Origin of the sequence: Wolbachia endosymbiont of Drosophila seguyi (assembly GCF_028981765.1) — a bacterium.
Classification (GTDB): domain Bacteria; phylum Pseudomonadota; class Alphaproteobacteria; order Rickettsiales; family Anaplasmataceae; genus Wolbachia; species Wolbachia pipientis.
Map to the genome: position 1 here is coordinate 1 of NZ_JAPQLM010000116.1, position 9982 is coordinate 9982.

The 9982-nt window shown below is 34.8% G+C and carries 8 protein-coding genes and 1 pseudogene; 5 read left to right on the plus strand and 4 right to left on the minus strand.

Going from position 1 to position 9982, the window contains the following annotated elements; genetic code table 11:
* Positions 1-517 precede the first annotated feature (517 nt).
* The 5 genes and pseudogenes from ltrA to OZD62_RS02600 all read left to right on the plus strand — a co-directional run bounded on the left by ltrA (position 518) and on the right by OZD62_RS02600 (position 5826).
* A complete protein-coding gene (gene ltrA / locus OZD62_RS02580; protein WP_274979042.1) occupies positions 518-2212 on the plus strand; it encodes a group II intron reverse transcriptase/maturase in 1695 nt (564 codons plus the stop codon).
* Between the two features lie 90 nt (positions 2213-2302).
* Positions 2303-2470, plus strand: a pseudogene (locus tag OZD62_RS02585) (ankyrin repeat domain-containing protein); the annotation flags it as partial.
* Between the two features lie 12 nt (positions 2471-2482).
* Complete coding sequence (locus tag OZD62_RS02590) at positions 2483-2920, plus strand: DUF2924 domain-containing protein (protein WP_275019366.1); 438 nt, start codon at positions 2483-2485, stop codon at positions 2918-2920.
* A 2-nt stretch (positions 2921-2922) separates the two neighbouring features.
* Positions 2923-4425, plus strand: a complete 1503-nt coding sequence (locus OZD62_RS02595; RefSeq protein ID WP_010962487.1) for a recombinase family protein — start codon at positions 2923-2925, stop codon at positions 4423-4425.
* A gap of 69 nt (positions 4426-4494) precedes the next feature.
* Positions 4495-5826 (plus strand): WD_0033/WD_0034 family tandem repeat-containing protein, encoded by a 1332-nt coding sequence (locus tag OZD62_RS02600; protein WP_275019367.1) that lies wholly within the window; start codon positions 4495-4497, stop codon positions 5824-5826.
* A gap of 160 nt (positions 5827-5986) precedes the next feature.
* Here the strand turns inward: OZD62_RS02600 and OZD62_RS02605 are convergent, their stop codons facing one another.
* From OZD62_RS02605 to OZD62_RS02620, 4 genes are all read right to left on the minus strand, one after another.
* A complete protein-coding gene (locus OZD62_RS02605; RefSeq protein ID WP_275019368.1) occupies positions 5987-6661 on the minus strand; it encodes an ankyrin repeat domain-containing protein in 675 nt (224 codons plus the stop codon).
* Between the two features lie 101 nt (positions 6662-6762).
* Entirely contained in the window at positions 6763-8880 is a 2118-nt protein-coding gene (locus tag OZD62_RS02610; protein ID WP_275019369.1) for an ankyrin repeat domain-containing protein, read from the minus strand.
* 344 nt (positions 8881-9224) lie between these two features.
* Positions 9225-9761: a hypothetical protein gene (locus tag OZD62_RS02615; RefSeq protein WP_275019370.1), complete on the minus strand. Its 537-nt coding sequence runs from the start codon at positions 9759-9761 to the stop codon at positions 9225-9227.
* Between the two features lie 8 nt (positions 9762-9769).
* On the minus strand, positions 9770-9982 hold a 213-nt coding region (locus OZD62_RS02620; RefSeq protein ID WP_275019371.1), incomplete at its 5' end, for an ankyrin repeat domain-containing protein.

Genomic DNA, 9982 nt, shown 5'->3' on the forward strand with positions numbered 1-9982 from the left:
TGTATGGTGGGGTGCGACACGAAAGTCGTGATTTTGTGGTGGTTAAATTCCATCTTCCCTAAACATCAGGGATAAAGTATGTCTCACATTTTAGAAAGTGGCAACTTCTGGGATGCAAGCATGAGACAAAAGCAGGTAATACTAAACCTTATGGTAAATCCCTGCGAACAGAGTTGGATAAGGTTACGAAAGGAACTTATGTTTGAATTGTCGTCAACATGAATATGCGAAATAAGGTTGATACGCATAGACCAAAATGGTAGAAGCGCAAAGAGGAATCAAGATCCTACCACTTGATTATGGATGTTCTCAGCTTCCGGCAAAAAAGTAAGAACCTAAGTCCAACATGAAACAAAATCATGGAACGGAGTAACCGCATAGATGCTCTTATATTTATTTAGATATAAGCAGGTAGCCAACCGTAAGCTTCTATGTGGAAGGATTGTTTAAGAAGCTAACGCCCAAAGTAATATTTGGGATATGCAGACGTAAACACTGTAATTTGGAAGGTAAAGTTATGAGTAGTAGTGAATATGTTATGAGCCAACAAAATGTTAGGTATGAATGGAATGAAATTTCTTGGCGTAAGCTGGAGAAATCTTCATTTAAGCTACAAAAACGAATTTACCAAGCTTCTAAATGTAATGATGTCAAAAAGATGCATAATCTTCAGAGATTATTACTCAAATCAACAAGTGCAAGAATGCTCGCAGTTAGAAGAGTAACACAGGACAATAGAGGGAAAAAGACTGCAGGTATTGATGGGAAAGCCAATCTCGACCAAAAAGAAAGAATGCAATTAGCAAATTCTATGGATTTAAGAGGAAGAGCAAAACCATCAAGACGAGTCTGGATACCAAAACCTGGCAAGCCATTGGAGCGTCGTCCCCTTGGTATTCCCACTATATCGTGTCGAGCAAAACAAACACTTGTAAAAATGGCGTTGGAACCTGAATGGGAAGCAAAATTTGAGCCGAACACTTATGGTTTTAGACCTGGTAGATCTTGTCACGATGCTATGAAGGCCATATTCAATGCACTAAGTCAGAAAACAGCATATTGTTTAGATGCTGATATTTCAGGATGTTTCGATAATATTAAACACTATGCATTGCTTGAAAAACTCAATACCACACCAACATTAAGAAAAACAATAAAAGGATGGTTGAGAGCAGGAGTAATAGAAAATAGAATCTTCCAGCCAACTAAGAGTGGTACAATTCAAGGAGGAACTATCTCTCCATTATTGGCTTGTATAGCATTACACGGTATGGAACAATATATTAAAGAAGCATTAAAAAGTGAACTTTTTCTATATAGAAGAAGAAAGTATGGTACAGCATCGCAGCAACGGGCACAACAAGCTCTTAGTATAATTTTTTATGCTGATGATTTTGTTGTTATACATGAGAGTGAGGAGATCCTTATTAAGGCAAAGGTACTAATCGAAGAATGGTTAAAAATCATTGGACTAGAACTAAAACCTTCAAAAACAAGGATTTCCCATACTTTAGAAGGGGATAAACCAGGATTTGATTTTCTTGGATTTTCAATAAGACACTACCTAACAAGAAATAATAAGAAAGGTTACAAGTTATTAATCAAACCAAGTCGTGAATCTATAAAACAGCATAATTTCATTATCAAACATAAGATTAGAAAATTGAGGGGAGCAACACAAGAAATAGTAATTAAAGTACTTAATCCAATTATTAGAGGATGGAGTCAATATTACTCTTGTGTAGTTTCAAGTGAAACATTTAATCTTATCGACAGTGTAATGTTCAGAAAACTTTGGAAGTGGGCGTTATATAAACACCCAAACAAAGGAAAATGCTGGATCAAAAGAAAGTACTTCAAGAAGTATGGTAATGATAATTGGCGATTTATGACAAGTAACGAAGTGAATCTTATAAGACACGGAGATCATGTTATTAAGCGACATATCAAAGTGAAAGGAACCAAATCTCCATACGATGGTGATTGGGTTTACTGGGGGAATCGTCTTAATAGAATACTAGATAAATCACCGAGAGTAATAAAGCTGTTGAAGTTACAACAAGGCAAATGTGATCAATGTCAACTTTGGTTCAAGAGTGATGATATTCTAGAAATACACCATAAAGACCAAAATAGGAAAAATAATATGATCAAAAATTTATTATTATTACATGGACATTGTCACGATATTTTACACAGGAAGTGTGCATGACAAGCACCAAATTGCAGAGGAGCCGTATGACGGTAACCTGTCACGTACGGTTCTGCAGTCGAGTGGGGAGAGGTGACTTTCTCCACTTAGATAACGAAAGTGGAAATAGTGGAGGAGCTAGTAAAAGCAGGGGCTGAAATAGAACAAGCAGATAAATTTGGGATGACAGCGATGGATTATGCGAAAAATAGTAAAGAGGTAACTGAAGTATTGAAGAAAGAAACAGACAGAATAGAAAAGTTATTTGAGAAATTATGAGAGGCTGAAAATATGGAAAGAAAGGAAGAAATAGAAAAGAAAGTAATGAATTTAGAGAAAAAAGCGTTGGAAGAGCTGAGAAAAATATGGAGGAAGGTCTTTGTGGAAGAAGCGCCTAGAAACTCAAAGAAATATTTGATACCAAGATTGGCGTATAGGTTGCAGGAGAAAGCGTATGGAGAAATATCAAGAAAAGGAGCAAAAAGACTAAAATACCTGGCAGATCGGCTAGAACAGGGAAAAAGGATAAGTAGCGATAAACTGCCAGCAGTAGGAACGGAGTTGATATTAGAAAGAGGTGAAGAAACGCATGCAGTGATGGTAACAGATAAGGGTTTAATCTACAGAGAAGAATTTTTTACGTCATTATCAGCGGTAGCCGGAAAAATAATGGGAATGAGCTACAACGGTCCTTTATTATTTGGGATGCGTGATAAAAAGGTAAGTTGAGAATGCTAAAAGAGGTAAGGTGTGCGATATATACGAGAAAATCAAATGAAGACGGGCTAGAGCAGAAGTTTAATAGTCTTGATGCACAGCGAGTAGCATGTAAAAAATATATAAAAAGCCGAGAAGGGTGGGTAGCATTAGCCAAAAGGTATGATGATGGAGGCTATTCAGGAAGTAATTTAAATAGACCAGCGATAAAGGAATTATTTGAAGATGTAAAAGCCGGAGAGGTAGACTGCGTGGTAGTATACACGTTGGACAGGTTATCAAGGGAAACGAAGGATTGCATAGAAGTAACGTCATTTTTTAGAAGGCACCGGATAAGTTTTGTAGCAGTGACGCAAATATTTGATAACAACACACCAATGGGAAAATTTGTACAAACAGTGTTATCAGGAGCGGCACAGCTAGAAAGAGAAATGATAGTAGAGAGAGTAAAAAATAAAATAGCAACATCGAAAGAGGAAGGATTATGGATGGGAGGGAATGTGCCACTAGGGTATGATGTAAAAGAGAAGGAATTAATAATAAATGAAAAAGAAGCAAAAGTAATAAAGCATATATTTGAGAGATATATGGAGCTGAGATCAATGGCAGAATTGGCAAGAGAGTTAAACAGAGAAGGATATCGAACGAAAGCAAAATCAGATATCTTTAAAAAGGCCACAGTGAGGAGAATAATAACAAATCCGATATATATGGGAAAAATACGGCATTACGAGAAGCAGTATAAAGGAAAGCATGAGGCAATAATAGAAGAAGAAAAATGGCAAAAGGCACAGGAATTAATAAAGAATCAGCCATATCGAGGCAAAAAATATGAAGAGGCGCTACTAAAGGGGATGATAAGATGCAGATGCTGCAAAGTAAACATGACGCTGACATACTCAAAAAAAGAAAATAAAAGGTATCGATATTATATATGCAATAACCATTTAAGAGGAAAAGGTTGCAAGTCGATGAACCGAACAGTAGTAGCCGGAGAAGTGGAAAAAGAAGTAATGAAGAGAGCGGAATGCTTATATGAGAATTGGGAAAAAGGGGCAAAAAAAGAAAAATGGGAAAATTTAAGTTTTGGAAAACAGAAAGAAGCAGTGAAGAAATTAATAAAAACAGTGTGGGTAAGAGAAGATGGAATAGAGGTGTGTTCTGAGTCAGAGGAAAAATTTATACCAATGAATTTAAAGAAGAAAGGAAACAAATGCACAGTAGTGGAACCAGAAGGAAAAACAAACAATGCGCTACTGAAAGCAGTGGTAAGAGCCCATCTTTGGAAACGTCAACTAGAGGAAGGAAAATATAGAAGTGTGAAAGAGCTGAGCATTAAAATTAATATAGGTACAAGACGTATACAACAAATTTTAAGATTAAATTATTTAGCACCAAAGATCAAAGAAGACATAGTAAATGGGAGACAACCGAGTAATTTGCGGTTAGTTGATTTAAGGGAAATACCGATGCTATGGAGTGAGCAAATGGAAAAATTTTACAAATTAGCGTCTTAAAAATCACACAATTAATACGTTATTAACGCAACTAACTTATAAAACAAACATTATACGAAGGGAAATACTATGCCAGTAAAGAAAAAAGAGCGTACTGATAAATTATGTGGATTAACAGAAAAAGAGAAAGGTAAGTTTGATACTCTGAAGCAAGAAATAGAAAATCTAGGAAAAAAAAAGTCCTTTATGTTCTGGAGAAGGACGAAAAATGAGAATAGCATTGCTGAAAAATTTAATGATGATACATTACAGAAAATTTTAACAACAAAAATACCTTATAGTGAAGAAGGGAGGAAAGGAGTATTTACGCTACCGTGTTATGCTATATCTCTTAAGAATAATCAAGCTTTTGAGACGTTTTTACAAGAAGCAGCAAAACGAAAATTTTTAAAAGATCTTCTGAATGACGAATTAAACGGAGAAATTCTGGGTGTTCAAAAAACAACCTACACGGTACTAGCATACTGTATTTCAGAGAAAAATAGCAAAGCTGTTAGGGCAGTTTTAGAAGTTTCTAAAGAAAACGGTATTTTGAAAGAAATCCTCGACCAGAAAATGATAAAAGAAAAAGCAAATAGCCAGAAGATAAGCTATACACTAATTGATTATGCTAATAAACAAAATTGTAAAGAAATTGTAGCAACTCTCAAGGAATTTAAAGAAAGTCTTAATATAGAAGTTAAACCTGTAAGTGGTAATGCTGAAACTAGCTGTGAAGATATCAATAAAGACTGTGAAGATCTTGAAATACATGAACCTATGCTTGCAAGCAGTGAAGAAGCTAAAAATATTTTAACAAAAGATGATATAGATCAGACACAAAGTTCCAGTATTTCTACAACCACTTTTACTGAAGTTGTGAAAAGAGATCAAACGCAATCGTGCTCTCATAGCAAATCTAGAAGTGCTGAGAACGGAAAATCATTAACAGAAATAAAGCATAAAAGAAAATTAATCAAAACTGATACAGAATCAAGAGAGAAGTTGACAGATAATTTAACATGGGAAAGTAAAGCTACAGCTCAATTGCGTGGAGATATTAATAAAGATAGCGAGCTAATATTTGAAACCAGTGAGAAAGCTCAAAATGCTTTAACAGAAGAAGAGCCTGATATCCCATCTCCAACTGAACTATATTTTGATAGTAAAGGAAATTCTGTAGACGAAAAATCATCAAAAAAGGCAATTCAACCAATTGTAGCTGGTGTTGTTGGTGCAGTGTTATTGGCAAGCGGTGTTGCATTGTATATCATGAAAATGCCTGTAATAGCAGCGGTTGTGGGAATAGCTGGATTGGTGTGTCTGAGCTTTGCGTTGTATAATGTGCTAAAGCCCAGCACAAAGCTAGAAAAAGTGGAAAGTGTGGAGCAGCCTATTCAGTCTTCTTTGAATCTAGCATAAAAGGCTATGCTCAAAAAATCATAAACAACAAGATAACTTCTTTAGAAGATTTCTTAAACTATTAACTAAGAATTACCTCCGTTAGTCCTGCTGCTATTTTTAACAATAACTTGACGTGTATAACCTATAGAAACATCCTCCCTTTTTTGCTTATATCAATTCATACAGTCCTTTTTCTTGGTATAGAGAGTTGAGATACCGATACATCTGTCACTTTTGTATTTATACTGCTTAACATATTTACAACTTCCGTACTTCCTCCTTCTCTAGCGAGATCTAAAGGCGTTTCACGTCCATTGTTTTTAGTATGAATGCTAGCTCCTTTGTCAATTAAAAACTTTACAGTTTCCAAATTACCATTAAAGGCAGCATAGTGTAGGAGCATCCAACCCTCTTTATCAATATCATTAACCTTTCCTCCTCCTTTATTTAGAAGAAGTTCCATAATGCCTTTATATCCATCATCTTTACCATAATGAATTAAATCTATAGGCTTTTGACCATAAGCGTTTTCAGCACGAACATTAGCCCCATTAGCAACCAAAAGTTTTGCTATTTCCAACTCACCACCAAAGGCAGCATAGTGTAGAGGTGTCCAACCGCTGTTATTGGTATCGTTAACGCTTATCCCTTCATTTAAGAAAAACTCTACGATATTTTTGTTCCCTTTCTTAACAGCAATGTGTATAGCTTTTTTACTACTAATTTCTCTAGCATGAATATCAGCCCCATTTCTAATAAGCTCTTTAACCTTATCAAGGTTATTTTGTTCTACAGCATAAAATAGCTTGCTATTTAAATCTTTCTCTGCTGCAGTAAGTTTAGATGTGTGCATAAACCCTCCTAAAAATATTATTATTAAAATAAAAAAAATAAAGTAAAACCTTTTTGAAGCAGTAAAAACCATACCAACGTTTTTGTCTACAAAGCTTAGTACTATCCAATTTGTGCTCCATTTTTTCTTGTATATCGTACTTGATCTGCCCATTTACCATTTTGTAATTTTTCTTCCTGGACAATTCTTGAAGATGGAGCAGGCTTTTCGAAGTACCCACGTTCAATAGCATCATAAACTGAGTGATAACCAAGTGAGCAATTTTTTCCTATTTCTTCTCCACAATCTTTTAATTTTTTCAACATCCCTTGATCTCTTGCTTCTACCCTAATCCTGTTTTCATTTTGCTTATCAGAATACAATCTAACTTCTAATTCTCCAAAAGAGGTACAGAAAATCAATGCTATATTACTATTGGCTGTAAGGTCTGTGTAATGCCTTTTACCATTTTGCGTTATAATTTCCACCTCACTTTCACCAATCTTTACTATATTTCTTTCATATCCTGCATTTTCATGAGTTAACCATAAACTTCTCGCTCCATCGGTGATCTTTGCAATATCTATTTTGCTCTCCTCCGAATATTCTAAGTAAAGAGTAGTATTACCTATTGCTATATCATTCAATTTACTAGTGGTTGCACTTTTCGCAACTTTAATAAACCTATGGGCATCATTAATGTAACCTTCAAAAGCTTTTATCATATTGGCTTTGTGATCTTTGCATTCTAATCCCAGTTCATCAATTACATCAATGCTCTCTGGGCTACCAAACACTGCTCCTTTTGATACCAATTGACATATTATACCACTAGCAACTTTAGGAGACTTTTCTAATTCACTAATTCTTTTTATCACATAATCTGTGAAACTATAACCTTCAAAAGGTGAAGGAACGGTGAAACGATAATTAAGTCGCACTCCAGACTTGATAGCTATCTTCACGAATTTTTCCAATTGATTTATGTCTTGAATTTCAGATAAAATACCTAAGGATCTACTTAGCTTTTCCTTCTGAGCTGGTATTATATTACCCCACAAAACCCCAGATTTAGGTAAGCATTTTTTCCTTTCATACGTGAACTCTTTTGCTCCCGCTTCCAAAAGTAATTTCTTTATTTCATCAGCAGCTTGAAAGCCGGAAAAAGCATTTTTTACATGTTCCAGCACTTCTGACTTTCCGGCTATGTCCCGAGTATTTAAAACTACTTTTAGGTCTTTATTATTCTTATGTTCATGTAAAAACTCCTCTAGATCTTCGAGAAACTGAAATAGGGTGAGTGTAACAATATAGCCTAAATTGCCTTCTTTGTAGCGATGTTCATTAAGTATATTATTTAATTCTTTTCGCAACTTTTTTTGATTGTCAGTAAAAAAACACCTTTCAACATGGTAATTATGATTATCAACTGCAGTTTGTTGTGGAGTTTTCCCTTGTCCATCACATATATTGGGGTCAGCATTTCCCCTTAAGAGAGAATATATATTTTTATCATAGCCCATAGCAGAAGCGCGATGCAAAGGTGTTTCTCCTTTATCATCCTGTATATTTGGACTGGCTCCTGCTTCTAAGAGTAAATTTATAGGTCGGTCTTCTTGACGGTAAGATGCACCTATATGAGCTCCCGCAATCGCATGCAATACTGTTGACCCAGATTCTCCTCTTTTGACATTTAGAACGGCTTTTAGATCTGGATTGCCTCTATTATTTTTTAAAAATTCTTCAAGCTCATCGACCTGACCATTATCATAATCAAAAAGAGCACCTTCATCATGCCATTCTAGATACTTTAAAACATTTAGTAACTCTATGTTTAACTTCTTTTGACTTTCTGTGAGATTATGATCTAAAGCGGACCAAACAGATACCTGTTTACTCAGTGAATATTTACTATCCATTAAAGACGGTGGACTATTATAACTTCGAAATGACGATATGGTTGATTGAGTATACCAAGAATCCCCCTGACTAAACATTTCATCTATGTCACTCTGTGAATGTCCTTGCTTTCGTAAAATTTCTAACCGATCATTAGATGGTGGAATCTGCAACAGATATTCTATAATCAACTCATATTGATCATCAAACGATCCGCCTATTTCTGACTGCCCTTGTCGAGTATTTGATTTCTCTTCTAGCTTTTTTAATAGCTCTTTTTTTTCGCTTATTTCTGCTCCACTAAAAATCTGCTCAGGCCTTGAAATATCTCTAGTTAACATACTCCCCCCATTCTACAAAGATATTATGTACAGCACATAGCACAAATAAAAACTAATGCAAGAATAATTTTTCTAACTTTGATATTTTTTAGAGATCTGTGTTTTCTTTCCTTCTATACCCATTCTAACTTCATAAACTTCACTGACATTGTGAACCTGCTATTTGGTTCTTTTTAGCTATATAACAAGCTACCCTGCAAAATTTTTGTCAGAGTCCCAATTTCCTTGTGTCATTACTTCTCCTTCTAAAAAAACACTTTTATTATGAAAATTTTTCTTTCTTCTTCTCTTGGGTAAGGTCAATTTTTTCCTACCATGAACCCACAGTTTGCTCAATGATCCTATTAGAGAGAAAGAGCCTGATCAATTACTCTTGTTACCCTTGGTTCACTTAATTGACACCCATGCTTAAATGCAATTACTCCTAACTTAGGAACATCATCTCTCTTTTCAACATTTTTTAAATCTACAAAGTTTTTCAGAGTTATTCCTCCATTTCCTAGCTTTTCTTTAAAATCATCCCTGTGAACAACTTTAAAAAAGTTTTCTATACCAGCAAATGTCATTGTTTTTATATCACATTTATAATGTGCTGATAAAGCATCAATTAGCGGCTTATGATTGTGCAGAAAAATTTCTTTTTTCACTTCATTAGCTTTATTAATTAAAATATGAGCGTATTCTGGATGTTGCTCTTTTAGGTTATCGTGATTATCAATCTGATTCTGTATGTCTGCATTCCTTTCCCACACACTAATTAGTTCATTAATATCACTTTTTTTCAAAAAGGAATGTAGTTCCTGACTTTCTTTTTCAATCTTTTTGACTTCTTTTTTACAGTTTTGAAGATGTTGTGGATAACTACTGTGTAGATCGTGCAAATCACCTATCAATCTATTCTTTTCTTTTCTTCTAAGTTCTTTTGACTAACATACAGATCAGCAGCTTCTAGTTTTGTTACGTAATTTATTAGAGCTTTCACTGTATCTATATGGCCATTTCGATCAGCAAAACGCAGAGGTGTATCTCCATTACTTCTAAGAAACTTCCCATTAGTTATTCCTGTTGAACTAAGATATAACCGAATTCCTGTGCCTTTTTG

What these genes read in the sequence shown, in the direction of transcription:
- ltrA (WP_274979042.1), top strand. Translation starts at nt 518, where the DNA reads ATGAGTAGTAGTGAATATGTTATGAGCCAACAAAATGTTAGGTATGAA.
- OZD62_RS02590 (WP_275019366.1), top strand. Translation starts at nt 2,483, where the DNA reads ATGGAAAGAAAGGAAGAAATAGAAAAGAAAGTAATGAATTTAGAGAAA.
- OZD62_RS02595 (WP_010962487.1), top strand. Translation starts at nt 2,923, where the DNA reads ATGCTAAAAGAGGTAAGGTGTGCGATATATACGAGAAAATCAAATGAA.
- OZD62_RS02600 (WP_275019367.1), top strand. Translation starts at nt 4,495, where the DNA reads ATGCCAGTAAAGAAAAAAGAGCGTACTGATAAATTATGTGGATTAACA.
- OZD62_RS02605 (WP_275019368.1), bottom strand. Translation starts at nt 6,661, where the DNA reads ATGCACACATCTAAACTTACTGCAGCAGAGAAAGATTTAAATAGCAAG.
- OZD62_RS02610 (WP_275019369.1), bottom strand. Translation starts at nt 8,880, where the DNA reads ATGTTAACTAGAGATATTTCAAGGCCTGAGCAGATTTTTAGTGGAGCA.